The 22,827-nt window shown below is 63.0% G+C and carries 23 protein-coding genes; 17 read left to right on the forward strand and 6 right to left on the reverse strand.

The features are described from left to right. Positions 1-196 precede the first annotated feature (196 nt). The 6 genes from aptA to NKJ75_RS11795 all read left to right on the forward strand — a co-directional run bounded on the left by aptA (position 197) and on the right by NKJ75_RS11795 (position 5,627). Positions 197-1,525, forward strand: a complete 1,329-nt coding sequence (gene aptA, locus NKJ75_RS11770; protein WP_023687994.1) for an omega-aminotransferase AptA — start codon at positions 197-199, stop codon at positions 1,523-1,525. 112 nt (positions 1,526-1,637) lie between these two features. After that, positions 1,638-2,084 (forward strand): endonuclease domain-containing protein, encoded by a 447-nt coding sequence (locus tag NKJ75_RS11775; RefSeq protein ID WP_352499706.1) that lies wholly within the window; start codon positions 1,638-1,640, stop codon positions 2,082-2,084. A 3-nt stretch (positions 2,085-2,087) separates the two neighbouring features. Further along, complete coding sequence (locus tag NKJ75_RS11780; protein WP_352499707.1) at positions 2,088-3,338, forward strand: Zn-dependent hydrolase; 1,251 nt, start codon at positions 2,088-2,090, stop codon at positions 3,336-3,338. A gap of 62 nt (positions 3,339-3,400) precedes the next feature. Beyond that, positions 3,401-4,852, forward strand: coding sequence for a dihydropyrimidinase (hydA, locus tag NKJ75_RS11785; protein ID WP_352499708.1), 1,452 nt, complete (start codon positions 3,401-3,403; stop codon positions 4,850-4,852). Between the two features lie 3 nt (positions 4,853-4,855). After that, positions 4,856-5,227 carry a hypothetical protein gene (locus tag NKJ75_RS11790; RefSeq protein ID WP_352499709.1) on the forward strand — a complete coding sequence of 124 codons (372 nt, stop codon included), beginning with the start codon at positions 4,856-4,858 and terminating at the stop codon, positions 5,225-5,227. Between the two features lie 49 nt (positions 5,228-5,276). After that, complete coding sequence (locus NKJ75_RS11795) at positions 5,277-5,627, forward strand: hypothetical protein (protein ID WP_352499710.1); 351 nt, start codon at positions 5,277-5,279, stop codon at positions 5,625-5,627. Between the two features lie 17 nt (positions 5,628-5,644). Here NKJ75_RS11795 and NKJ75_RS11800 read toward each other — a convergent pair whose 3' ends face one another. Next, positions 5,645-6,049 (reverse strand): cupin domain-containing protein, encoded by a 405-nt coding sequence (locus NKJ75_RS11800; protein ID WP_502903856.1) that lies wholly within the window; start codon positions 6,047-6,049, stop codon positions 5,645-5,647. Between the two features lie 110 nt (positions 6,050-6,159). Here NKJ75_RS11800 and NKJ75_RS11805 point away from each other — a divergent pair, with 110 nt between their 5' ends. Genes NKJ75_RS11805 through NKJ75_RS11825 form a run of 5 tightly spaced genes read left to right on the forward strand, consistent with a single transcriptional unit; the run spans position 6,160 to position 10,517 of the window. Next, positions 6,160-6,951, forward strand: coding sequence for an ABC transporter ATP-binding protein (locus NKJ75_RS11805; protein WP_352499712.1), 792 nt, complete (start codon positions 6,160-6,162; stop codon positions 6,949-6,951). Next, positions 6,941-7,477: an endonuclease domain-containing protein gene (locus NKJ75_RS11810; protein ID WP_023705579.1), complete on the forward strand. Its 537-nt coding sequence runs from the start codon at positions 6,941-6,943 to the stop codon at positions 7,475-7,477. The genes NKJ75_RS11805 and NKJ75_RS11810 overlap by 11 nt, the downstream gene beginning before the upstream one ends. Further along, complete coding sequence (locus NKJ75_RS11815; RefSeq protein WP_352499713.1) at positions 7,478-8,356, forward strand: ABC transporter permease; 879 nt, start codon at positions 7,478-7,480, stop codon at positions 8,354-8,356. It abuts the gene before it with no gap. Next, entirely contained in the window at positions 8,353-9,507 is a 1,155-nt protein-coding gene (locus NKJ75_RS11820) for an ABC transporter permease (RefSeq protein ID WP_023817925.1), read from the forward strand. Before NKJ75_RS11815 ends, NKJ75_RS11820 begins: the two co-directional genes overlap by 4 nt. Positions 9,508-9,545: 38 nt before the next feature. Next, a complete protein-coding gene (locus NKJ75_RS11825; RefSeq protein ID WP_023668223.1) occupies positions 9,546-10,517 on the forward strand; it encodes an ABC transporter substrate-binding protein in 972 nt (323 codons plus the stop codon). A 48-nt stretch (positions 10,518-10,565) separates the two neighbouring features. Here NKJ75_RS11825 and NKJ75_RS11830 read toward each other — a convergent pair whose 3' ends face one another. Next, the gene (locus tag NKJ75_RS11830; RefSeq protein WP_023682177.1) at positions 10,566-11,024 is read right to left on the reverse strand and encodes an Lrp/AsnC family transcriptional regulator; all 459 of its coding nucleotides are present in this window, start codon (positions 11,022-11,024) and stop codon (positions 10,566-10,568) included. A gap of 123 nt (positions 11,025-11,147) precedes the next feature. On the opposite strand from NKJ75_RS11830, the gene NKJ75_RS11835 reads away from it, so the two are divergent. Next, entirely contained in the window at positions 11,148-12,431 is a 1,284-nt protein-coding gene (locus NKJ75_RS11835; RefSeq protein ID WP_023688001.1) for a cystathionine gamma-synthase family protein, read from the forward strand. A 133-nt stretch (positions 12,432-12,564) separates the two neighbouring features. Here the strand turns inward: NKJ75_RS11835 and NKJ75_RS11840 are convergent, their stop codons facing one another. Genes NKJ75_RS11840 through NKJ75_RS11850 form a run of 3 tightly spaced genes read right to left on the reverse strand, consistent with a single transcriptional unit; the run spans position 12,565 to position 16,399 of the window. Then, positions 12,565-14,214, reverse strand: a complete 1,650-nt coding sequence (locus NKJ75_RS11840; protein WP_352499714.1) for a thiamine pyrophosphate-binding protein — start codon at positions 14,212-14,214, stop codon at positions 12,565-12,567. Then, positions 14,211-15,386 (reverse strand): CaiB/BaiF CoA transferase family protein, encoded by a 1,176-nt coding sequence (locus NKJ75_RS11845; RefSeq protein ID WP_352499715.1) that lies wholly within the window; start codon positions 15,384-15,386, stop codon positions 14,211-14,213. Before NKJ75_RS11845 ends, NKJ75_RS11840 begins: the two co-directional genes overlap by 4 nt. A gap of 35 nt (positions 15,387-15,421) precedes the next feature. Continuing rightward, the gene (locus tag NKJ75_RS11850) at positions 15,422-16,399 is read right to left on the reverse strand and encodes an alpha/beta fold hydrolase (protein WP_352499716.1); all 978 of its coding nucleotides are present in this window, start codon (positions 16,397-16,399) and stop codon (positions 15,422-15,424) included. 137 nt (positions 16,400-16,536) lie between these two features. Here NKJ75_RS11850 and NKJ75_RS11855 point away from each other — a divergent pair, with 137 nt between their 5' ends. The 4 genes from NKJ75_RS11855 (at position 16,537) to NKJ75_RS11870 (ending at position 19,649) form a co-directional block, all read left to right on the forward strand. Then, positions 16,537-17,412 carry an alpha/beta fold hydrolase gene (locus NKJ75_RS11855; RefSeq protein WP_023833917.1) on the forward strand — a complete coding sequence of 292 codons (876 nt, stop codon included), beginning with the start codon at positions 16,537-16,539 and terminating at the stop codon, positions 17,410-17,412. Continuing rightward, positions 17,409-17,858 carry a MarR family winged helix-turn-helix transcriptional regulator gene (locus NKJ75_RS11860; RefSeq protein ID WP_023705574.1) on the forward strand — a complete coding sequence of 150 codons (450 nt, stop codon included), beginning with the start codon at positions 17,409-17,411 and terminating at the stop codon, positions 17,856-17,858. Before NKJ75_RS11855 ends, NKJ75_RS11860 begins: the two co-directional genes overlap by 4 nt. A gap of 98 nt (positions 17,859-17,956) precedes the next feature. Further along, the gene (locus NKJ75_RS11865; RefSeq protein WP_023833916.1) at positions 17,957-18,964 is read left to right on the forward strand and encodes a ribonuclease T2 family protein; all 1,008 of its coding nucleotides are present in this window, start codon (positions 17,957-17,959) and stop codon (positions 18,962-18,964) included. A 70-nt stretch (positions 18,965-19,034) separates the two neighbouring features. After that, positions 19,035-19,649, forward strand: coding sequence for a hypothetical protein (locus NKJ75_RS11870; RefSeq protein ID WP_155923541.1), 615 nt, complete (start codon positions 19,035-19,037; stop codon positions 19,647-19,649). 5 nt (positions 19,650-19,654) lie between these two features. Here NKJ75_RS11870 and NKJ75_RS11875 read toward each other — a convergent pair whose 3' ends face one another. Next, on the reverse strand, positions 19,655-20,941 hold the full coding sequence (locus NKJ75_RS11875) for a GGDEF domain-containing protein (RefSeq protein WP_023725380.1): 1,287 nt from the start codon (positions 20,939-20,941) through the stop codon (positions 19,655-19,657). Positions 20,942-21,176: 235 nt separating this feature from the next. Here NKJ75_RS11875 and ettA point away from each other — a divergent pair, with 235 nt between their 5' ends. Further along, positions 21,177-22,826, forward strand: coding sequence for an energy-dependent translational throttle protein EttA (gene ettA / locus NKJ75_RS11880; RefSeq protein ID WP_023688009.1), 1,650 nt, complete (start codon positions 21,177-21,179; stop codon positions 22,824-22,826). Position 22,827: the final 1 nt, after the last annotated feature.

The following is a 22,827-nucleotide window of genomic DNA, read 5'->3' on the forward strand; positions in this document are numbered from 1 at the left end:
CAGTTTTTCTCTTACCCGTGGAGCGCACTTCGCAGGCCGCATTTCCGCTAGTAATCCCTTGACCGCCGACAGGGCGGTGCTAACGTTTGTCCAATCGGTCAAAAATTTGCGTAGCATGAAAACGCAGCAAAGACCAAGCTTTGGAAAGACCAAGCGTTAGCCGCACCGAAACAGGTTACAAGGGGAAGTCTTGGTCATGTCCAACCGGCTGAAAGTCACGCCGAACGATCTCAGCGCATTCTGGATGCCGTTCACGGCAAACCGGCAGTTCAAACAGGCGCCGCGCATGTTCGTGTCCGCCAAGGACATGCACTACACCACCAGCGACGGCCGCAAGGTGCTCGACGGCACCGCCGGCCTCTGGTGCGTCAATGCCGGCCATTGCCGTCCCAAGATCACGGAAGCGATCCAGCATCAGGCGGCCGAACTCGACTATGCGCCGGCCTTCCAGATGGGACACCCGATCGTGTTCGAATTGGCAAACCGGCTGGTCGACCTCGCGCCCAAGGGCATGGACCATGTCTTCTTCACCAATTCCGGTTCGGAATCGGTGGAAACCGCGCTGAAGATGGCGATCGCCTATCACCGTGTGAAGGGCGAGGGCGCGCGCACCCGCCTGATCGGCCGCGAACGCGGCTATCACGGCGTCAATTTCGGCGGCATTTCGGTCGGCGGCATCGTCACCAACCGCAAGATGTTCGGCACGCTGCTCGGCGGCGTCGACCACATGCCGCACACGCATCTGCCGGAAAAGAACGCCTTCTCCAAGGGCGTGCCGGAATATGGCGCCGAACTCGCCAACGAGCTCGAGCGCATCGTTGCCCTGCATGACGCCTCGACCATCGCCGCCGTCATCGTCGAACCGGTCGCCGGCTCCACCGGCGTCATCCTGCCGCCGAAGGGCTATCTGCAGAAGCTGCGCGAGATCTGCACCAAGCACGGCATTTTGCTGATCTTCGACGAGGTCATCACCGGTTTCGGCCGTCTGGGCGCGCCGTTTGCTGCGGATTATTTCGGCGTCACGCCCGACATCATGACCACCGCCAAGGGCGTCTCCAACGGCGTCATCCCGATGGGCGCGGTGTTCGTGAAGAAGGAAATCCACGACGCCTTCATGACCGGCCCCGAGCACATGATCGAGTTCTTCCACGGCTACACCTATTCGGGCAATCCGATTGCGTGCGCCGCGGCACTCGGCACGCTCGACACCTACAAGGAAGAGGGCCTGCTCACCCGCGGCGAGGAACTGGCGCCGTACTGGGAAGATGCGCTGCATTCGCTGAAGGGCGAGCCGCATGTCATCGACATCCGGAATATCGGCCTGATCGGCGCGATCGAACTGGCGCCGATCGCCGGCAGCCCGACCAAGCGGGCCTTCTCGGCCTTCGTCAAGGCGTTCGAGCGCGGCGCGCTGATCCGCACCACCGGCGACATCATCGCGCTGTCGCCGCCACTGATCATCACCAAGGGCCAGATCAACGAATTGATCGACCATGTCAGAGAAGTGCTGAGGGCGATCGATTGACAAACCGGGCGCGGATATCCCTCCCCCTCGAGGGGAGGGTGGCCGCGAAGCGGTCGGGTGGGGTCGGTGCGACCGGACGCCGACCTGCTCTTTTGTTCCAAGGCCGCTCCTGATGCCCCGTACCCGCGTGAGCTTCGAAATGCGCCAAAAGGCGCGAGCGCTTCGAGTTCACGCGACCAAGGGAGAATCGCTGCTGTGGTATGAACTGCGGGACCTGAAATCAGCCGGCATCAAGTTTCGCCGTCAGTGCCCGATTGGGCCGTACATCGTGGATTTTGCCTGCTTGGCGGTGAAGCTGATCGTTGAGGTCGATGGCGACATGCACGAACACGACAGGGGTATGCGGCACGATGCCGTTCGCGATGCTTATCTGCGATCGCTCGGATTTGAAGTCTTCCGTGTTGACGAGCCCGATGTCATAAACAGCGCTTGGCACGTCGCGCAGGTGGTCAAAGAGAAGGTCGCGCGCGTCGCGGGCGACCCCACCCGACCGATTCGCGGCCACCCTCCCCTCGAGGGGGAGGGGGACGCCGCCGCCCCGCAACCGATGAGGTTTTAGAGCATGGCCGCCCCAGGCGAGAATCTGCGAATCAATTCAGACCGTTTGTGGGATTCCATGATGGAGATGGCGAAGATCGGCCCCGGTATTGCCGGCGGCAACAATCGCCAGACCGTGACCGACGAGGACGGCGAGGGACGGCATCTGTTCAAGCGCTGGTGCGAGGCGGCCGGGCTCGAAATGGGGCTCGACGAAATGGGCACCATGTTTGCCCGGCGGGAAGGTGCTGATCCCAGCTTGCCGCCGGTTTATGTCGGCAGCCATCTCGACACGCAGCCGACCGGCGGCAAATATGACGGCGTGCTCGGCGTGCTCGGCGGGCTGGAGATTATGCGCTCGCTTAACGATCTCGGCATCCAGACCAGGCATCCGATCGTCGTCACCAACTGGACCAATGAGGAAGGCTCGCGCTTTGCCCCGGCGATGATGGCGTCCGGCGTGTTCGCCGGTGTGCTCGAGCAGGCGGACGTGTATCAGCACACTGATAAACAGGGGAAAAAGTTCGGCGAGGAGCTGGAGCGCATCGGCTGGAAGGGAACCGAGAAGGTCGGCGGTCGCAAGATCCACGCCTTCTTCGAACTGCATATTGAGCAGGGGCCGATCCTCGAGGATGAAGGCATCGATATTGGCGTCGTCACCCACGGCCAGGGCCTGAAATGGCTGCAGGTAACGCTGACCGGCAAGGAGGCGCATACCGGCTCGACCCCGATGCCCAAGCGCCGTAATGCCGGGCTCGGCATGGCTCGGGTCATCGAACTGGTGCACGAGATCGCCATGGACTACCAGCCCGACGCCGTCGGCGCGGTCGGCCACATGGAGGTGTTTCCGAACTCGCGCAACATCATCGCCGGGCGCACCGTCTTCACCATCGACATCCGCTCGCCCGAGAAGGAAGTGCTGGACGCGATGGATGGGCGCATACGCGAAGGCATCGACACGATCTGTGAGGCGCTCGACATCCAGTACAAGGTCGAGCAGGTCGGCGCTTTCGATCCGGTCACCTTCGATGCCGGCTGCGTCAAGGCGATCCGCGACGCCGCCGATCGGCTCGGCTATTCCCACCGCAACATCGTCTCCGGCGCCGGCCACGACGCCTGCTGGATCAACCGCGTTGCACCGACCGCCATGGTGATGTGCCCCTGCGTTGACGGGTTGTCACACAACGAGGCTGAGGAAATCACCAAGGAATGGGCCGGCGCCGGCGCCGACGTGCTGTTCCATGCCGTGGTGGAGACAGCGGGGATCGTGGCGTGAACTAAGATCTGTATTTAAAACGACGCTCACAAGAAGCGCGAAGAGAACAAGGGAACACGACAATGACCAAAGTCATCCGAAACGGCACCATCGTCACCGCCGACCGCACCTGGAAGGCCGATGTGCTGATGCAGCACGGCAAGATCGTCGCCATTGGCTCGAACCTGCATGGCGACCATGAGTTCGACGCCAGCGGCTGCTACATCATGCCGGGCGGCATCGATCCGCACACTCATCTCGAAATGCCGTTCATGGGCACCTATTCGGCCGACGATTTCGAGTCCGGGACGCGCGCGGCCCTTTCCGGTGGCACCACGATGGTGGTCGATTTCTGCCTGCCGGCGCCGCAGCAATCGCTGCTGGAAGCGTTGCAGATGTGGGACAACAAGACCTCGAAGGCTGCCTGCGACTACTCCTTCCACATGGCGATCACCTGGTGGGGCAAGCAGGTGTTCGACGAGATGGCCACCGTCGTCGACAGAGGCATTACCTCGTTCAAGCATTTCATGGCCTACAAGGGCGCGCTGATGGTGGACGACGACGAGATGTACGCGTCGTTCCAGCGCTGCGCCGATCTCGGCGCGCTGCCGCTCGTTCATGCCGAGAATGGCGACGTGGTTGCGGCGCTGTCGCAAAAGCTGCTCGCTGCCGGCAATAATGGTCCCGAGGGACACGCCTATTCGCGGCCGCCGGAAGTGGAAGGCGAGGCGACCAACCGCGCCATCATGATCGCCGACATGGCCGGCGTGCCGCTCTATGTCGTGCATGTGTCCTGCGAGCAGAGCCACGAAGCCATCCGCCGCGCCCGCCAGAAGGGCATGCGGGTTTTCGGCGAGCCGCTGATCCAGCATTTGACGCTGGATGAGAGCGAGTATTTCGACAAGGACTGGGACCATGCGGCGCGCCGCGTCATGAGCCCGCCCTTCCGCAACAAGCTGCACCAGGATTCGCTGTGGGCCGGCCTGCAGGCGGGATCGCTGCAGGTGGTGGCGACCGACCACTGCGCCTTCACCACCAAGCAGAAGCGCAATGGCGTCGGCGATTTCACGAAGATCCCGAACGGCACCGGCGGGCTTGAAGACCGCTTGCCCGTGCTGTGGACGACGGGCGTCAACACCGGGCGGCTGACGATGAACGAGTTCGTCGCGGTGACTTCGACCAACATCGCCAAGATCCTCAACATGTATCCTAGGAAAGGCGCCATCGTCGAAGGTGCCGATGCCGACATCGTGGTGTGGGACCCCAGCGCCAAGAAGACCATCACCTCGAAGAAGCAGCAATCGGTGATCGACTACAACGTCTTCGAAGGTTTTGAGGTGACCGGGCTGCCGCGCTTCGTCTTTTCGCGCGGCGAATTGTCGGTCGAGGAAGCGGAGGTCAAGGCCAAGCCCGGCCATGGCGAATTCGTCGCCCGCGAGCCGAACGCCGCGGTCAACCGGGCGCTGTCGACCTGGAAGGACATTACCGCGCCGCGCAAGGTGGAACGCACTGGCATTCCGGCGACAGGGGTTTGAAGGTTGCGGAACTCCGCAGCACTCATTTCACTGGTCGTGGCGATGGTCATCGCGGGGCCGGCAAATGCGGCCGAAAGGCTGGTGGGCTTCTGGGGCAACGATGCCGGTTGTGTCTTTGCAAAGGCCGGTTTTCAGGGCCGGGACGATTATATCGTGCTGACCGCCGAAGGCATCGAGACCTATGGCAGCGGCTGCCGGTTCGCGCAGCAATTGACCTGGGCGCCGGGCACGCAATCGCTTGATGCGACCTGTTCCGCCGAAGGCGAGGCGGGGACGACGGCTGAAACCGTTGTGGTCACCAACAAGGGCGAGGGTGGGTTCTTCGTGACCATCCCCGGCCTCGAAGAAATGGGGCCGCTGCTGCCGTGTTCGTGACGTTGAATTTGGGGGAATGAGCGTGCGCGGATTGGGGCCGTCTGTTGCGATGGTAGTCGTTCTGGCTGCGGGTCAGGCTCTTGCGGCAGGCATCGACCTGTCCAAGCCCTATGGCGACAAATATGGCTGCATCAACCGCAACGGCCAGGAAGTCGCCGCCGATCGGATGCTGCTTTTGACCGACGAGGCATTGGTCACCGCCGCCAGCGCCTGCACCTTCCTGGAGAAGCAAGCGCAGGCTGATGGTTCGCTGGTGGTGACAGCGACATGCGAGGCGGAAGGGGAAAAGGGGCAGGAGCCGACGAAATTCACCATCAAGCGCAGCGCCAGGAACGCCAAGAAGCTGACCGTCGCCGACGACGACGGCAATGTCATGGGCGAAGTGGCGCGGTGCAAATGACGGCAGTCCCGTCAGCGTCAGGCCACCAGCGCATCCAGTTCCGGCAACAGGACGACGCTTTCCTGTTCATCGGGATCGGTGCGGGCGATGACGGCCGAGGACGGGGCGTTGCTCAGGTTGGCCGGCAGATGTGGTACGCCGGCCGGGATGTAGAAGAGGTCGCCGGCCTTGACGACGATGTGGTTCTCGAGCCTGTCGCCATACCATGTGTGGACCTCGCCCGAGAGCACATAGATCGCCGTCTCATGGCTTTCATGCAAATGCGCCTTGGCGCGGGCGCCGGGCGGCAGGGTGAGCAGATGCATGCAGATGCCGGACGAGCCTACCGTCTCGGCGGCAATGCCGGCAAAATAGGTCAATCCCTGCTTGCCTTCATATGTGCTTTCAGGACGGATAAGGTGACAAGTGGGTTTGGGCGACATCGGCAAGGCTCCGGGCGTCGATTGGGTGGGATTGGACGAGTGGAAAGCAACATCAACGCGAATGCAACGGCATTTCATCCTGGGCGGCTGCGAGAGGCAGGCAGCAAGCGATGACGGGACAATCGCCAGCCGTTGTCTCGGCAAGCAGACTTGGCCTTACCTTTCAGACCAATGACGGTCCGGTAGAGGCGCTCTCCAATGTCGACCTGACCATCGGCAAGGGCGAGTTCGTCTCCTTCATCGGCCCATCTGGCTGCGGCAAGACCACCTTGCTGCGCGTCATCGCCGATCTGGAAAAACCGACATCGGGCACGATCTCGGTCAACGGCATGACGCCGGAACAGGCGCGCGAGAAACGCGCTTATGGCTACGTCTTCCAGGCGGCAGCCCTTTTCCCGTGGCGCACGATCGAGCGTAACGTGGCGCTGCCGCTGGAGATCATCGGCCTTTCGAGAGCGGAGCAGGCCGAGCGCATCAAGCGCACGATGGAGCTCGTCAACCTCTCCGGCTTCGAGAAGAAATACCCCTGGCAGCTTTCCGGCGGCATGCAGCAGCGCGCTTCGATCGCCCGCGCGCTCGCCTTCGACGCCGACCTGTTGCTGATGGACGAGCCCTTCGGCGCGCTGGACGAGATCGTGCGCGACCATCTCAATGAACAGCTTCTGGAATTGTGGGCACGCACCAACAAGACGATCTGCTTCGTCACCCATTCCATCCCCGAGGCGGTGTATCTGTCGACGCGGATCGTCGTCATGTCGCCGCGCCCAGGTCGGGTTACCGACATTATCGAATCGACGCTGCCAAAGGAGCGGCCGCTGGATATCCGCGAGACGCCGAAATTTTTGGCGATCGCGGCCAGGGTGCGCGATGGGTTGCGGGCAGGGCACAGCTATGATGATTGAGGGGGCGAACGACCGGCTGGCTCCTCTCCCCAACGGGGAGAGGGTGGCCGGAGCGAAGCGGAGGTCGGGTGAGGGGGCGGCGCCGACGGATCCGACCAAGAGAAATGTCGGGGCAACCGCTCGCGCCCGAAAGCTGCGGTTTGACGAGACCGAAGCTGAATACCGGCTTTGGGGGGAATTGAGAGGACGTCATCTCAACGGCTACAAATTTGTGCGGCAAGTGCCGCTCGGACCTTTCATCGCGGACTTCGTCTGCCGCGAGCAGGGGCTGATTGTCGAACTTGATGGCAGCCAACACGCGGATTCACTGACCGATCCCGCCAGGACAGCCTGGCTGAACGGACAAGGTTATTCGGTTCTGCGCTTCTGGAATCACGAAGTTTTGGCTGAGCGCCGAGCGGTCCTGGATACGATCTTGGCTTGTCTCGACGGAAAGATTTCTACCCCCTCACCCGACCTCCGCTTCGCTCCGGCCACCCTCTCCCCGTTGGGGAGAGGAGGGCGCCCCGCTGGCGAGGCGCGCTAGATGGACACCTTCCGCGAAAAACTCATCCCCGTGACCTCCATCCTCCTCGGCATGGTGGTGCTCTGGTATGTCCTCGCCGTCATCCTAAACGCGCCGTTCCAGCGCGACCTCGACCGGCGCGCCGGCGAAACCCATACCTTGAGCGAATTCATCGGCAAGACGCTGTCGCAGCCCAAGCCGACGCTGCCGGCGCCGCATCAGGTGGCGGTGAACTTCTTCGAGAACACCTTCCTGCGGCCCATCACATCGAGCCGAAGCCTCGTCTACAATGCCTGGGTGACCCTGTCGTCGACGTTGCTCGGCTTTGCCTTCGGCACGGCGCTCGGCATCGTCATCGCGGTCGGCATCGTGCATGTGGCGACGCTCGACCGCAGCCTGATGCCGTGGATCATCGCCTCCCAGACGATTCCCATTCTGGCGGTGGCGCCGATGATCATCGTCGTGCTGGGGGCGATCGGCATCAGCGGTCTGATCCCAAAGGCGATGATCTCGACCTACCTGTCGTTCTTCCCGGTGACGGTGGGCATGGTGAAGGGCCTGCGCTCGCCCGAACTCATGCATCTCGACCTGATGCACACCTACAATGCCAGTGTCTCGCAGATCTTCTGGAAGCTGCGGGTGCCGGCCTCGGTGCCGTTCCTGTTCACCTCCATGAAGGTGGCGGTGGCGGCGAGCCTGGTCGGCGCCATTGTCGGCGAACTGCCGACCGGTGCTGTCGCCGGCATCGGCGCCAAGCTTTTGGCAGGTGCCTATTACAGCCAGTCCATCGACATCTGGTCCGCCCTTGTGGCGGGCTCGGTGGTGGCGGCCCTTCTGGTCATGGTGGTCGGCATAGCCGGGCGCCTCGTTGACCGCGCCATGGGCGGGAGGCCGGCATGAACTGGCTGAAGCCCTCCTGGCAAGCCGTGCTGGCGGTTGCGCTGTGCCTCGTCGCCGTCGCGCTCGGTGCGATGTCGAAGCCGGAAGGGGCCGCCCTTGCAGACCCGACGGCAAGCTTCGACTACCCCTATTTCGGGATAAAGACCCCGATGATCGGCCTGGCCGTGCTGGCAGGGCTGATCTCGATGATCAGAATTTCGCCGCTGGCCGAGGCTGCGGTGCTGTTCATCGGCGCTCATCTCGTCGCCTGGATGCTGATCTCGGGCATTACAGGTTTCGAAGGCACGGCATTGGCGCCGTATTTCCTGCTGCTCGCCGCTGCCTGGCTGCTGGCCTGGCGCTGTGTGGCGGTGCTGTCGGGGCTTCGCCCGATGGCAAAAGGGGCGCGGATGGCGCTGCGCCTCATCATCCCGGCGATCTTCGGCGCCTGGATCCTGATCATATGGGAAGCGGTGACGCGTGGCGCCGGCATTCCCTTCATCCTTTTGCCGCCGCCGAGCGCCATCGGTGTGCGCATCGCCAGTTCCCTGCCGGTGCTCGGCGCCGATATCAGGCAGACCATCTTCAAGGCGGTGATCTTCGGTTATGTCATCGGCAGCGGCGCCGGCTTCCTGGTGGCGATTGCGGCCGACCGCGTGCCGTTCCTGCGCCGCGGTCTGCTGCCGATCGGCAATATGGTCTCGGCGCTGCCGATCATCGGTGTGGCGCCGATCATGGTGATGTGGTTCGGCTTCGACTGGCCGTCCAAGGCCGCGGTCGTCATCATCATGACCTTCTTCCCGATGCTGGTGAACACGGTTGCCGGTCTTGCCGCCTCCGGCCATATGGAGCGCGATTTGATGCGCACCTATGCGTCGGGCTACTGGCCAACACTCTTGAAGCTCCGGCTGCCGGCGGCAGCGCCCTTCATCTTCAACGCGCTGAAGATCAACTCGACGCTGGCGCTGATCGGCGCCATCGTCGCCGAGTTCTTCGGCACGCCTGTGGTCGGCATGGGCTTTCGCATCTCGACCGAGGTCGGGCGGATGAACATCGATATGGTCTGGGCCGAAATCGCAGTTGCAGCACTGGCGGGTTCGGTCTTTTATGGCGTGGTCGCTCTCGTCGAGAGAGCCGTCACGTTTTGGCATCCCTCTGTCCGTGGTGGATAGGGCGGTGGGTTCGGGTGTTAACTTCAGAGGGTAAAAACATGAAAAGACTGATCATTCCGATGCTGGCCGGCGCGATGTCGCTGGGCGCGTTCCAGGCAATGGCCGCCGACAAGGTGACCTTGCAGCTGAAATGGGTCACGCAGGCGCAGTTTGCCGGCTACTATGTCGCCAAGGCCAAGGGTTTTTATGAAGCCGAAGGCCTCGACGTCGACATCAAGCCGGGCGGTCCCGATATCGCACCCGAGCAGGTGATCGCCGGCGGTGGCGCCGACGTCATCGTCGACTGGATGGGTGGGGCGCTCGCCGCGCGCGAAAAGGGCGTGCCGCTGGTCAACATCGCCCAGCCGTTCAAGAAGGCCGGCATGGAGCTGGTCTGCCCGAAGGATGGCCCGATCAAGACCGAAGCCGATTTCAAGGGTCACACGCTCGGCGTCTGGTTCTTCGGCAACGAATATCCTTTCTACGCCTGGATGAACAAGCTCGGCCTGAAGACCGAAGGCGGCCCGGATGGCGTCACGGTTTTGAAGCAGAGCTTCGACGTGCAGCCGCTGATCCAGAAGCAGGCGGATTGCATTTCGGTCATGACCTACAACGAGTACTGGCAGCTGATCGATGCCGGCTACAAGCCGGACCAGCTCACCGTGTTCAACTACTCGGCGATGGGCAACGACCTGCTTGAGGACGGGCTCTATGCCTCGGAAGACAAGCTCAAGGATCCGGCTTTCGAAGACAAGATGGTGCGTTTCGTGCGCGCCTCGATGAAGGGCTGGAAATATGCCATCGACAACAATGACGAGGCCGCGGGCATTGTCATGGACGGCGGTGGCCAGGACGAAAACCACCAGAAGCGGATGATGAGCGAAGTCGCCAAGCTGATCGACAATGCCGACGGCAAGCTCGACCCGGCGACCTACGAGCGCACCGCCAAGGCGCTGCTCGACCAGAAGATCATCACCAAGGCGCCGACCGGCGCCTACACCACGGCCATCACCGACAAGGCGATCAAATAAGCCTGGCCAGGCAATTTCGACCTCGAGAGCGGCGCCTTTGACCAAATGTCAGAGGCGCCGTTCCTTTATGGTGTTCATGACGAAGCTGGTCTCGATCGAAGCGACGCATTTCAGCCGCGCGATCTTTTCCTTGATGAAGCGCTCGTACTGTTCGAGGCTGCCGGTCACCACCTTCAGCACATAGTCGCGCGACCCGGTGACGAGGTGGCATTCCAGCACCTCCTCCCACCCGCGGATGGCGTCCTCGAACATGACGATCTCGTCCTCGTTCTGGCGGCTGAGCCGAACGGTGGCGATGGCGACCATGTTCCAGCCGAAGGCGGCCGGGTCGACCAGCGTGGTATAGCCCCGGATAATGCCGGCCTCCTCCAGCCGGCGTACCCTCCTCAAACATGGCGACGGCGACAGGCCGATGCGCTCCGCAAGCTCATTGTTGGTGATGCGGGCGTCGGCCTGCAGCTCGCGCAGGATCTTGCGGTCGAAATCGTCGGCTATCTTCTGCTGCACTTTTGCTCTCGCTCGGCAATTTGTTGCCGGGATGCAGCCATGCGAGGCCGAAAATAGCAAGGACTGGTGGACCGGGATCGCATAAATTGCTGGACGAGACTCCTCTAGAACGCAGGAAAAGCCATGACCGCGCCGCGCCCGTCGAAAACCCACATCGGCAACCACAAGCTCCATCCGGAAACGTTGATGTTGAGCTATGGCTTCGATCCGCAACTGTCGGAAGGCGCCGTCAAGCCGCCGGTGTTCCTGACCTCGACCTTCGTGTTCAAATCGGCGGAGGAGGGGCGCGACTTCTTCGACTACACATCCGGCCGCAAGGAGCCGCCGAGCGGCACGGCGTCCGGCCTGGTCTATTCGCGCTTCAACCATCCCAACTCGGAGATCGTCGAGGACCGGCTGGCGGTCTATGAGGGAACGGACGCCTGCATCCTGTTCTCGTCGGGCATGTCGGCGATCGCCACGACGCTGCTCGCCTATGCCCGCCCGGGCGATGTCATCTTGCATTCGCAGCCGCTTTACGGCGGCACTGAGACGCTTTTGACGCGCACGCTGTCCGGCTTCGGCATCGGCGCTGTCGGCTTCGCCGACGGCGTCGACGAGAAGGCGGTGCGGGCCGCTGCTGATGCAGCGGTGGCGAAGGGGCGTGTCTCGGTCATTCTCATCGAAACGCCGTCAAATCCGACCAACAGCCTGGTCGACATCGCACTGATCCGGAAGTTTGCCGACGAGATCGGCGCAAGCCAAGGATCAACGCCGATCATCGTCTGCGACAACACGCTGCTCGGCCCGGTGTTCCAGCGGCCGATCGAACATGGCGCCGATGTCTCCGTCTATTCGCTGACCAAATATGTCGGCGGCCATTCCGACCTGATCGCCGGTGCGGCGATGGGCAGCAAGGCGGTGACCAAGCCGATCAAGGCGTTGCGCGGCGCAATCGGCACGCAGCTCGATCCGCATTCCTGCTGGATGCTCGGCCGCTCGCTGGAAACGCTGTCGATCCGCATGGAGCGCGCCAACGACAATGCGCGGCTCGTGGCTGAATTCCTGCGCGATCACGCCAAGGTGGAAAAGGTGCATTACCTGCCGTTCCTGGGCGAGGACACGGCAGCGGGACGGGCCTACAAAGCGCAATGCAGCGGCGCCGGCTCGACATTTTCTTTCGATATCAAGGGCGGAGAGAAGGCGGCCTTCGCCTTTCTCAACGGGCTGCAAATATTCAAGCTGGCGGTGAGCCTTGGCGGCACGGAGTCACTCGCCAGCCACCCGGCGGCGATGACGCACTCCGGCATTCCCTTCGACGTGCGCCAGCGCATCGGCGTGCTGGAGACCACGGTCAGGCTGTCGATCGGCGTCGAGCATCCGGACGATCTTATCGCCGACCTGACGCAGGCGCTGGCAGCGGTCTGATAGCTCGCTTGTAGATATCAGGAAAGGGGCGATCGCCTTGGCAGCGTCGGCGGGACCACCCCCCTCTGGCCTGCCGGACAGTTCGGCAGGACAGAGGGGGGTGTGACGGAACTCGGCTTTAGCTGCCAACTTCTCAGCTCTTGTCGCGGATCTGCGTCATCGTCCGCGTCGGCGTGATCGCCTCGGGATCGAGCCTTATCTCGACGATCGCCGGCTTGCCGCTGGCGCGGGCACGCTCGAAGGCAGGGGCAAAATCTGCCGTGTTCTCGACCGTCTCGCCGTGGCCGCCATAGGCGCGGGCAAGAGCGGCAAAGTCAGGGTTCTTCAGATCGGTGGCGACGACACGGCCGGGATAATCGCGCTCCTGGTGCATGCGGATGGTGCCGTAGATGCCGTTGTTGACGACGATGACGATGATCGGCAGGTCGTATTGCACGGCGGTAGCGAATTCCTGTCCGTTCATCAGGAAGCAGCCGTCGCCGGCAAAGGCGATCACGGTGCGGTCGGGATGGAGCGCCTTGGCGGCGACCGCAGCCGGGGTGCCGTAACCCATCGAACCGGAGGTCGGCGCGCCTTGCGTGGCGAAGCGGCGGAAGCGGTGGAAGCGGTGCACCCAGGTGGCGTAATTGCCGGCGCCGTTGGTGAAAATGGCGTCATCGGGCAAAATCTTTTCCAGATAGTTCATGATCGGCCCCATCTGGACCGTGCCGGGGCCGGTCTCAGGAGGCGTCGACCAGTCGAGGTAGGCAGCGTGTGCTTTCGCTGTCTCATCCGCCCAGGCTGGCGTGGAGGTTGGCTTGCGCTTGGCGAAGGCTTCGACGAAGGCTGACGGCGCAGCGTTGATCGCCAGGGTCGGCCGGTAGACACGGCCGAGTTCGCCGGCATCGGCATGGACATGGACCAGCGTCTGGTCGGGGTAAGGGCTCTTCAGCAGCGTATAGTCGGAGGACGGCATCTCGCCCATGCGGCCGCCGATCAGCAGCACCAGGTCGGCCTGCTTGATGGCGGTGGCCAGCTTCGGGTTGATGCCGATGCCGACATCGCCGGCATAGTTCGGGTGCAGATGGTCGAACAGCATCTGGCGGCGGAAGGAGCAGCCGACCGGCAGCGACCAGGCCTCGGCAATGGTGCGCATACGTGCCACCGCTTCCTCGTCCCAGCGTGTGCCGCCGAGGATGACGAAGGGACGCTTGGCCTTGGCCAGAAGCTTTTCCAAAGCATCGAGTTCGGCTTCGCCGGGCCGGGTTTCGACCGGCGTGTGCGGCAAGGCCGCGGGCGCGTCGACAAGACTGGTCAGCATGTCCTCCGGCAGCGAGACGACGACGGGGCCGGGGCGGCCCGATGTCGCGACAGCAAAGGCGCGGGTGACGAGTTCGGGGATGCGCGCGGCATCGTCGATCTCCACCACCCATTTGGCGATGTCGCCGAAGAAGCGCTTGTAGTCGACCTCCTGGAAAGCCTCCCGCTCCTTGGCGTGGCTGGCGACCTGGCCGATGAACAGGATGACGGGTATCGAATCCTGCATGGCAATGTGAATGCCGGCCGACGCATTGGTGGCGCCGGGGCCGCGGGTGACGAAGCAGATGCCGGGCTTGCCGGTCAGCCGCCCCTGGCAGTCGGCCATCATGGCGGCGCCGCCTTCCTGGCGGCAGACAATGGTGCGGATGGGCGAGTCATGCAGCGCGTCCAGCACAGCGAGATAGGATTCGCCAGGCACGCAGAAGATGCGGTCGGTGCCGTTCGCCTCGAGTGCGTCGACAATCAGTTGTCCACCGGTCTTCATCGTCCAGACTTCTCCAGTTCGGCAAGAATTTCTTCGGTATGTTCGCCAAGGCGAGGCGAGGGACGCTCATAGACGAGCGGCGTGCCCGACATCACCATCGGCGCGCGCACCGAGGGCAGACGATTGCCATGGCCATCGTCGAGGTCGAGGCGCATGCCGCGTGCGATCGTCTGCGGGTCGGCAAACATCTGGCCGATGTCGTTGATCGGGCTCGCCGGCACGCTTGACGCTTCGAGCCTGGCCAGCAACGGGTCGCGATCCCAATTCTTCAGCGTCTCGATCAAGTGCTCGCGCAAGTTCACCCGGTTGGCGACGCGGGCCGGATTGGTGGCGAAATCGGGATTCGCTGAGAGATGGTCGAGACCGACGGCAGCGCAGAATTTGGCGAACTGGCCGTCATTGCCGACCGCCAGGATGATGTGGCCGTCCCTGACCGGGACAACCTCATAGGGCGCAATGTTCATATGCGCATTGCCCATCTGCACCGGCGCCTTGCCGGAGACGAGATAGTTGAGGTTCTGGTTGCCGAGTGCGGAAATCTGCGTGTCGAACAGCGCCATGTCGATATGCTGGCCTTCGCCGGTCTTTTCGGCATGGCGAAGCGCTGCCTGGATGGCGATCACAGAGTAAAGGCCGGTGAAGATGTCGGAAATAGCGACGCCGGCCTTTTGCGGCTCGCGCCCGACCTCGCCGGTGATCGACATCATGCCGGCCATGGCCTGGATGATGAAATCATAGCCGGCGCGTGGGGCGTAAGGTCCGTCCTGGCCGAAGCCGGTGATCGAGCAGTAGACGAGTTTTGGATTGATCGCCTTCAGGCTCTCGTAATCGAGCCCGTATTTCTTGAGGCCGCCGAACTTGAAGTTCTCGATCAGAACGTCGGCCGTGGCAACCAGCCGGCGCACCGTCTCGGCCCCTTCGGGCGTCGAGAAATCGACCGCGATGGAGCGCTTGCCGCGATTGCAGGAGTGGTAATAGGCGGCCGACAGGTTCTCGCCATCATGGCTCATGACGAAGGGCGGACCCCATTTGCGGGTATCGTCGCCGCCATCGGGGCTCTCGACCTTGATGACATCGGCGCCGAGATCGGCCAGCAATTGTCCTGCCCACGGGCCGGCCAGGATGCGGGCGAGTTCGACGACGCGGATGCCTTTCAGCGGAGGTTCAGCCATAAATCACCAAAAACGGGTCGTAACCGCAGCCTCTATCAACCCGGGATGCCGCTGTCACGGGCCTTGCGGTAGGCCAGCGATGTCAGCGTTTCAACACCATCGGCCCACGCGGCAAAATCGTTCATGACGGTGTCGCGGTTCACCTCGTTCAGGCTTTCGTGGCGGGTGTCGGCGTAAATTTTTGAAACCAGATTCGAAAAGCCCATCGCGCGCATGCGTTTGGCGAGATGGTCGATGCCCTTGCCATAGTCGGAGGCCGGATCCTTCTCGCCGCCGACCATGCTGACGGGCAGGTCGCGCCTGATGCCGGCAAAGCCCGCATCCTTGCCGCCCTTCTGCGTCATCTCCACGACGTCGCGCCACATCGAGATCGAGGCATCCCAGCCGCACAGCGGGTCGGCAATGTACTTGGCCACTTCAGCCTCGTCGCGCGACAGCCAGTCGAACAGCGTCTTGTGGTTGGGCACCGCCTTGCCCCAGGCCTGGAAGGTCAGCCTGGGCAAGACGCGTGAGGGAACATCGGAGCCGAGCCTGAAGCGCTCATAAGCGAGGATGGCGAGTGCAAGCCGACCAAGCAGGCCTTGTGAGAAATTGCCGTTCCAGATCGCCGCGGCGTGGACGCGCGGCGAGTGCGCCAGGAGGTAGTTGAGCGCCACCGACGCACCCATCGAATGGCCGAACAGGATGACCGGCAGGCCGGGCTGCTCCCTTGCGATCAAATCGTGGACGGCATCGACATCGGCGATCACCTTGGCCGGGCCGCCTGTGCCGGCGAACCTGCCGAGCGGGGCATCGGGCGCCTTGGTCGCGCCATGGCCGCGATGGTCGTGGACGTAGACGTGAAAACCGCGGGTGCTGAGGTAATCCGCGAAGCGGGCATAGCGCGCGGCGTGTTCGGCCAAGCCATGGTTAATCTGGACGACGGCCCGTGGAGAGCCGCTCGCGTGCTTCACATAGAGGTTGAGCGTGGCCCCGGTCGGTGAGGCCAGCGTCGTCTGCTTGTCAAATGCCATGTCTCGCTCCTCGGCGACTGTTGAGCGACGCGGGACCGACGTCAAGGGGAGGTCGAAATCAGCCGGGGCCACTATTGACAGCTTGCTGTCAATTTGGCTATATGACAGCATACTGTCAATTGGATCGGAGTATGACCATGAAAACCGTTTCGCGCCGCGCGTTTCTGCTGGCGAGCCTTTCATCCGCAATGCTCCTGCCCGGCATTGCTTCCAGCCAAACCAGGGAGATGACCATGAAGACCATTGCCGGCCCGCAGGGCCAGCTTGCCGGCTACGACATCAAATCCGGCGACGGCCTGCCGATCCTGTTCGCGCATGGTGATTGCAGCCGCGCCACACAGTGGAACCGGGTGATGCAGCTCACCGCAGGTGGCCGTGAGGCGGTCGCCTTCGATTTTCGCGGCCATGGCGCATCGGCGCCTGCAGCTGATGCCGACTACGGCTATGACGGCCGTGCCGACGATATTGGTGCGGTGGCCGATGCGTTCCGCCTGAAGCGGTTTGTCCTCGTTGCACATAGCGGCGGCAGTGGGGCCGCGCTCGCCTATGCCGCCGGCCATGCCGACCGTGTTGCCGGCATCCTGCTGGTCGATCCGGCGACCGATCCGCGCGCCCTGCCCAAAGAGATTCGCGACGGGTTCGTGCGCGATCTGGCGGGGCCAAACGGCGGCGATGTCCTGAGCGCTTATTACACCTCGATCGCCGGCTCCAATGAAGATGTCCGCAAACAGGTCATCGCCGATGCGGCGGTGGTCGATCCGGCGGCTCGGGCAGGCGTCGGCAAGGCGCTGGCGGAATGGAATCCCGAACCGACGCTCGACGCCTATCACGGGCCGATCTTCGTGCTGGCCACGGAGGCCAATGACAATGCGGCGGCCCTGTTTCGGCTGCGCAGCGGAATTGGCCACAGAACCGTCGCCGGTTCCGGCCATTGGGTGATGCTTGACAAGCCGGAGGCGGTGGCTGAAGCCGTCAACACTTTCGTTTCCACCATCGAGGCCGGCCAGAAATGACAAGCAGGACCGAAGCCGGAGATGTGCTCACCGAACTGGTGCTTGCCGTGTTCCGGCTGAATGGCGGGTTTCTCGACGCGGCCGACCGGCTGGCGGAGCCTGCCGGGTTGACGGCGGCGCGCTGGCAGGTTCTGGGCGCGGTGCTGAAGGAGCCGAAATCGGTGGCCGACATTGCCCGCGACATGGGGCTTGCCCGTCAGAGCGTGCAGCGCCTTGCCGACATTCTGGCCGCCGAAGGGCTCGCCGCCTATGCGGACAACCCGGCGCACCGCCGCGCCAAGCTCCTGGCGATGACCGATGCGGGCCGGGCCGCGATCAGGGATATCGGCACGCGCCAGCATGTCTGGGCCAACCGCATCAGCGAGGGCATCGAGCCTCGCGTGCTTGAGACCGCGCTTGATCTGCTGCGTATGTTGACGAAGCGGGTCGAGGAGGGCGGGGTCTGATCGACCGAGCGATTGTTTTTTGCGGCGGACGAAAGAAATCGTAATTCTGACATGTCACACGTTTCTAGCTTGCGCTATGAAACGCTAGGAGTGCTGGAATGCGGATATCGGCGATATGGGGTGCGGTGTTGGTGGCGCTGGCCGGTGTCGGCCTAGCGCGCGCCGATGTGAAGATGAGCGGCTCCTTCGTGGCCGATGCTGCCTGTCCAGCAACGCAGGCAATCAAGAGCGGCAAGAACCCCGGCAATATCGCGACAACGGCTGGACAGAGCTACGACCTCCTGGCCGGCAACAAGGATGCGCCGACGCATTACCTCATCCGCGTGCCGGGCGCCGATCCTGAGCGTCGCTGGGTCAAGATCAGCTGCGGTCACGTCGCCGGCGGCAGCGCAGCCGCCCTGCCGGCCGCGCCCGCCGATCAGGGCAAGCCTGCGGCTTCGGGAAAACCCGAATATGTTTTCGCGCTGAGCTGGCAGCCGGCCTTCTGCGAAACCAAGTCGAGCAAGCCCGAATGCCAGGCGCAGACGGCGGGCGGCTTCGACGCGTCGCATTTCACGTTGCATGGGCTCTGGCCGCAGCCGAACGGCAATTTTTATTGCCAGGTGCCGGCGGGCGACAAGGCCAATGATAATCCGGCACATTGGGCCGACCTGCCGCCGGTCGATCTCGATGCCAATACGCGCGCCGAACTCGACCAGGTGATGCCCGGCACCGCATCCAAGCTCGAGCGGCATGAATGGACCAAGCACGGCACCTGCTACGGCAAGAGCCAGCAGGAGTATTTTGCCGAGGCGCTGAACCTGATGCGGGCGGTGAATGCCTCGCCTGTGCGCGAGCTCTTCACCAGGAACGTCGGCAAGCAGCTGACCTCGGACCAGATCCGCAGCGCCTTCGACAGCGCCTTCGGCAATGGAGCCGGCGCGCGGGTGCGTGTCTCCTGCCTGGTCGATCCGTCGAGCGGCAGGCGGCTGATCGGCGAGCTGACGCTCGGCCTGACCGGCCCGATCGGCCCCGACAGTTCGCTGGGCACTCTCATGCTCGCCTCGGCGCCGACGACCAAGGCGGGCTGTCCGAAGGGCTCGGTCGATGCGGCCGGGTTCCAGTAGGATATCCGTCTGTCGCTTGGCAGTGACGCGGTGATATGGTCTGGATGTGTTTCATTCGGCGGGGGTGGCGATGAGTGGCATGACATCAGGCGCGCTGGCGCGGCTGGCTTTCTGGGCCAGGGGGATGACCGCCATAAAAGACGGCCGCATGGAATGGCCGGGCTTTTCCTATACCGATGCCGAGTGGGCGCGCATGCGCGTGCTTGCCGCGCCGATCGGGGCAGGCCGCTACCAGCTGTTCACTTGGGTCAATGCCGCGATCTTCATCGCCATTGCCGCGCTCGGCATCGTCTGTGTCTTCCTGCCGCTGGCGACACTTTTGTTTCCGGTGCCGGCCGACACCAGCGCGCTCAAATTCTCGGCTCTGCTGGCGGCGTGTGCCTTTCTCATAATCGGGCTCGGCTTGCCGATCTCCATGCGCCTGTCGAGCGCGTTGGCCATCTCCCGGGAGATGCGCGCCGGTCTTGTCGGCGAAGCCGGTGACGAAGCGCTGGCAGCAAAAGTGTCTTGGCAGATCAACCGCATCATGCTGGTCATGTGCGGCCTGCTGGTGCCCGGCATTCTGTTGTTCATCGCTTATGACATCGACGCCAGTCCGATCATCACCACGCTGAAATGGCTGGCCATCGCGCTGATAGCCGTTTCAGTTGCGGTCGGCGCGTTGCAGCAGCGCAAGCGGAGCTGACAACCTTATCCGCTGACGCCACGTGTGGACAATGTCCAGGCACTGAGGTCTTCGGCATCGTCATGCGCTTCGCCGACGACGCGGTCACGCCCGGTGGATTTGGCCCTGTAGAGACGCTCGTCGGCAAGGGCGAAGAGATCGGCAAGCGAGGCTACGGTCTCGTCGACAGTGGCGATGCCGGCGCTGACGCTGATGTCGAACCGGTTTACGCACGCCTTGACGGCCTGGCGGAGGTTTTCTCCGAGCAACCTGGCGACCGCATGCGGCTGCGAGCAAAGGATGGCGAACTCCTCGCCGCCGATCCTGAAAACCTGATCGTGCGCGCCGGCCGCCTGGGTCAGTACCTGGGCGATCGATCTCAGCACCCTGTCGCCCTCGGCATGGCCGAAGCGATCGTTGATCGACTTGAAATGGTCGACGTCGACGATCAGCAGGCTGAGCGGCTGGGCCGTGCGCAAGCTGACAGCAACCAGACGTTCGCCGTCGCTGTCAAAGCGTCCCCTGTGCAAGAGGCCGGTGAGGCCGTCGCGGCCGACATGTTCGACCAGGGCTTCGTAGCGCTCGCGATAGGTCAACGTGTCGAAGACGTCGGACAGCCCGCGGGGTGCCACGACCTGACGCGTTTCGAACCATCTGAGGTAGGCGACAAGCATGGCGCTGTAGGCAAAAGCGGCACCCATCTTGGCCAACCAGCCGCCGAAGAAGACCGCAATCGGTGCGCCGGCGACGAAATGCAGGGCGGTGAAAAATCCGGCCTGGTCGAAGGTGAGCACGCAGGCGACGCAAATCAGGATGCGGGAGAACGGCGCCTTGCGCAGATAACGCCCGAGCTTTTCGTAAAGCAGGATGATCAGGATGGCGTCGATGAAGAGCAGCGTCGTGCCCCACACCATCAGCCAGCCCAACTGGTCGATGAAACCGATATCGGGAAGCTTGCCGTCGGAAAGGGCTGAAATATCGTGCAGGCGCAGGATCAGGACCAGCCCGATCATCAAGGCGTTGCCGAGCAAAAGGCCATAGATCGGCTGGCGCACCGTGGCCGCATCTTCCTTCATGTAGAGCAGAAGCAGCATCACCAGCTTGCCGGAAAACAGCACCGCCGAGCCTGGCGAGACCATGCCGAAGGGCAGGGCGACATAGAAGACGCTGGCGAGATAGGTTTCGAGGAAATGCATGGCGCCCAGCGCGCATACGAAGACGCCGAGGCCGATGCGATCCCTGAAGCGGAACAGCGTGACCATGACGCTGAAGTAGACGACCGCTTCGGCAAGGAGCAGGAAACTGTTCAGCACTACCTTCGGTCCGATCTCTACTTTCGATCGCGACAGGCCAGCGATCGATCCTGTTTTGACGCTGAAGGGTTAACCGGGGATTTCAACGCTCCCTACAACCGGCGGAAAACTTAACGTGCGGTGTACACCCGGCTTGAAATGGCAAAAGCGATTGCCGTTCGGCCCGGCATCGCCTACATAGCGGCCAACCTCCATTCAATCCGACATTTTCGGTCAATCATCAAGGAAAGCGCGCGTGGCACGCCAGTTCATCTATCACATGGCCGGCCTCAACAAGGCCTATGGCACCAAGAAGGTGCTTGAGAATGTCCATCTCTCCTTCTATCCCGACGCCAAGATCGGCATCCTCGGCCCCAACGGCTCGGGCAAGTCGACGATCCTCAAGATCATGGCCGGGCTCGACAAGGAGTGGAACGGCGAAGCGTGGCTCGCCGAAGGCGCCACCGTCGGCTATCTCGCGCAGGAGCCGGCGCTCGATGCCAACAAGACGGTGTTCGAGAACATCATGGAAGGCGTCGCCGCCAAGACCGCCATCATCGAGCGCTACAACGAATTGATGATGAACTACTCCGACGAGACGGCTGACGAGTCGGCCAAGCTCCAGGACGAGATGGACCGGTTGAACCTGTGGGATCTCGAACAGCAGGTCGAGATGGCGATGGAAGCGCTGGGCTGCCCGCCCAAGGATTCCGAGGTCACCAAGCTTTCGGGCGGTGAGCGCCGCCGCGTCGCGCTCTGCCAGCTGCTGCTGCGTCAGCCCGACCTCTTGCTGCTCGATGAACCGACCAACCATCTCGACGCCGAGACCACGGCGTGGCTGGAAAAACACCTGCGCGCCTATCCCGGCGCGGTGATGATCATCACCCACGATCGCTATTTCCTCGACAATGTCACCGGATGGATTCTCGAGCTCGATCGCGGCCGCGGCATCCCCTATGAGGGCAACTACACCAAGTACCTCGAAGCCAAGGCCAAGCGCCTCAAGCAGGAAGGTCGCGAGGACGACGCCCGCCAGCGCGCCATCGGTCGCGAACGCGAGTGGATCCAGTCCAGCCCGAAAGCCCGCCAGACCAAGTCCAAGGCGCGTATCCAGGCGTTCCAGGACCTGCTGGATGCAGCCGACAAGCGGCGGCCGAGCGATACGCAGATCGTCATTCCGCATGGCGAGCGGCTCGGCAATGTGGTGATCGAGGCGGAAGGCCTGTCGAAGGGCTTTGGCGACACGCTTTTGATCGAAGGCCTGGAATTCAAGCTGCCGCCGGGCGGCATCGTCGGTGTCATCGGCCCGAACGGCGCCGGCAAGACGACGCTGTTCCGCATGATCACCGGCCAGGAAACGCCGGATGCCGGCTCTGTCCGCATCGGCGAAACGGTGAAGCTCGGCTATGTCGACCAGAGCCGCGATGCGCTCGATCCGTCAAAGACGGTGTGGGAGGAGATTTCCGGCGGCGCAGAAGTGGTCAAGCTCGGCAAGTTCGAGGCCAACACGCGCGCCTATTGTGCGTCGTTCAACTTCCGTGGCGGCGACCAGCAGCAGAAGGTCGGCAACCTCTCCGGCGGCCAGCGCAACCGCGTGCATCTGGCAAAAATGCTGAAGACCGGTGGCAATGTGCTGCTGCTCGACGAGCCGACCAACGATCTCGACACAGAAACGCTGGCGGCGCTCGAAGACGCGCTGGAAAATTTTGGTGGCTGCGCCGTCATCATCTCGCATGATCGTATGTTCCTCGACCGTCTGGCCACGCACATCCTGGCCTTTGAAGGTGACAGTCATGTCGAATGGTTCGAGGGCAATTTCGAGGATTATGAGCAGGACAAGATCCGCCGGCTCGGCCCCGAGGCCGTCAACCCGCACCGCATGACCTACAAGAGGCTGACGCGGTAAG

Origin of the sequence: Mesorhizobium sp. M0058, assembly GCF_040323095.1 — a bacterium.
Classification (GTDB): Bacteria; Pseudomonadota; Alphaproteobacteria; order Rhizobiales; family Rhizobiaceae; genus Mesorhizobium.

Coding starts and splice junctions, on each gene's coding strand:
- aptA (WP_023687994.1), top strand. CDS start 197: ATGTCCAACCGGCTGAAAGTCACGCCGAACGATCTCAGCGCATTCTGG.
- NKJ75_RS11775 (WP_352499706.1), top strand. CDS start 1,638: ATGCCCCGTACCCGCGTGAGCTTCGAAATGCGCCAAAAGGCGCGAGCG.
- NKJ75_RS11780 (WP_352499707.1), top strand. CDS start 2,088: ATGGCCGCCCCAGGCGAGAATCTGCGAATCAATTCAGACCGTTTGTGG.
- hydA (WP_352499708.1), top strand. CDS start 3,401: ATGACCAAAGTCATCCGAAACGGCACCATCGTCACCGCCGACCGCACC.
- NKJ75_RS11795 (WP_352499710.1), top strand. CDS start 5,277: ATGGTAGTCGTTCTGGCTGCGGGTCAGGCTCTTGCGGCAGGCATCGAC.
- NKJ75_RS11800 (WP_502903856.1), bottom strand. CDS start 6,049: ATGTCGCCCAAACCCACTTGTCACCTTATCCGTCCTGAAAGCACATAT.
- NKJ75_RS11805 (WP_352499712.1), top strand. CDS start 6,160: ATGACGGGACAATCGCCAGCCGTTGTCTCGGCAAGCAGACTTGGCCTT.
- NKJ75_RS11810 (WP_023705579.1), top strand. CDS start 6,941: ATGATGATTGAGGGGGCGAACGACCGGCTGGCTCCTCTCCCCAACGGG.
- NKJ75_RS11815 (WP_352499713.1), top strand. CDS start 7,478: ATGGACACCTTCCGCGAAAAACTCATCCCCGTGACCTCCATCCTCCTC.
- NKJ75_RS11820 (WP_023817925.1), top strand. CDS start 8,353: ATGAACTGGCTGAAGCCCTCCTGGCAAGCCGTGCTGGCGGTTGCGCTG.
- NKJ75_RS11825 (WP_023668223.1), top strand. CDS start 9,546: ATGAAAAGACTGATCATTCCGATGCTGGCCGGCGCGATGTCGCTGGGC.
- NKJ75_RS11835 (WP_023688001.1), top strand. CDS start 11,148: ATGACCGCGCCGCGCCCGTCGAAAACCCACATCGGCAACCACAAGCTC.
- NKJ75_RS11840 (WP_352499714.1), bottom strand. CDS start 14,214: ATGAAGACCGGTGGACAACTGATTGTCGACGCACTCGAGGCGAACGGC.
- NKJ75_RS11845 (WP_352499715.1), bottom strand. CDS start 15,386: ATGGCTGAACCTCCGCTGAAAGGCATCCGCGTCGTCGAACTCGCCCGC.
- NKJ75_RS11850 (WP_352499716.1), bottom strand. CDS start 16,399: ATGGCATTTGACAAGCAGACGACGCTGGCCTCACCGACCGGGGCCACG.
- NKJ75_RS11855 (WP_023833917.1), top strand. CDS start 16,537: ATGAAAACCGTTTCGCGCCGCGCGTTTCTGCTGGCGAGCCTTTCATCC.
- NKJ75_RS11860 (WP_023705574.1), top strand. CDS start 17,409: ATGACAAGCAGGACCGAAGCCGGAGATGTGCTCACCGAACTGGTGCTT.
- NKJ75_RS11865 (WP_023833916.1), top strand. CDS start 17,957: ATGCGGATATCGGCGATATGGGGTGCGGTGTTGGTGGCGCTGGCCGGT.
- NKJ75_RS11870 (WP_155923541.1), top strand. CDS start 19,035: ATGAGTGGCATGACATCAGGCGCGCTGGCGCGGCTGGCTTTCTGGGCC.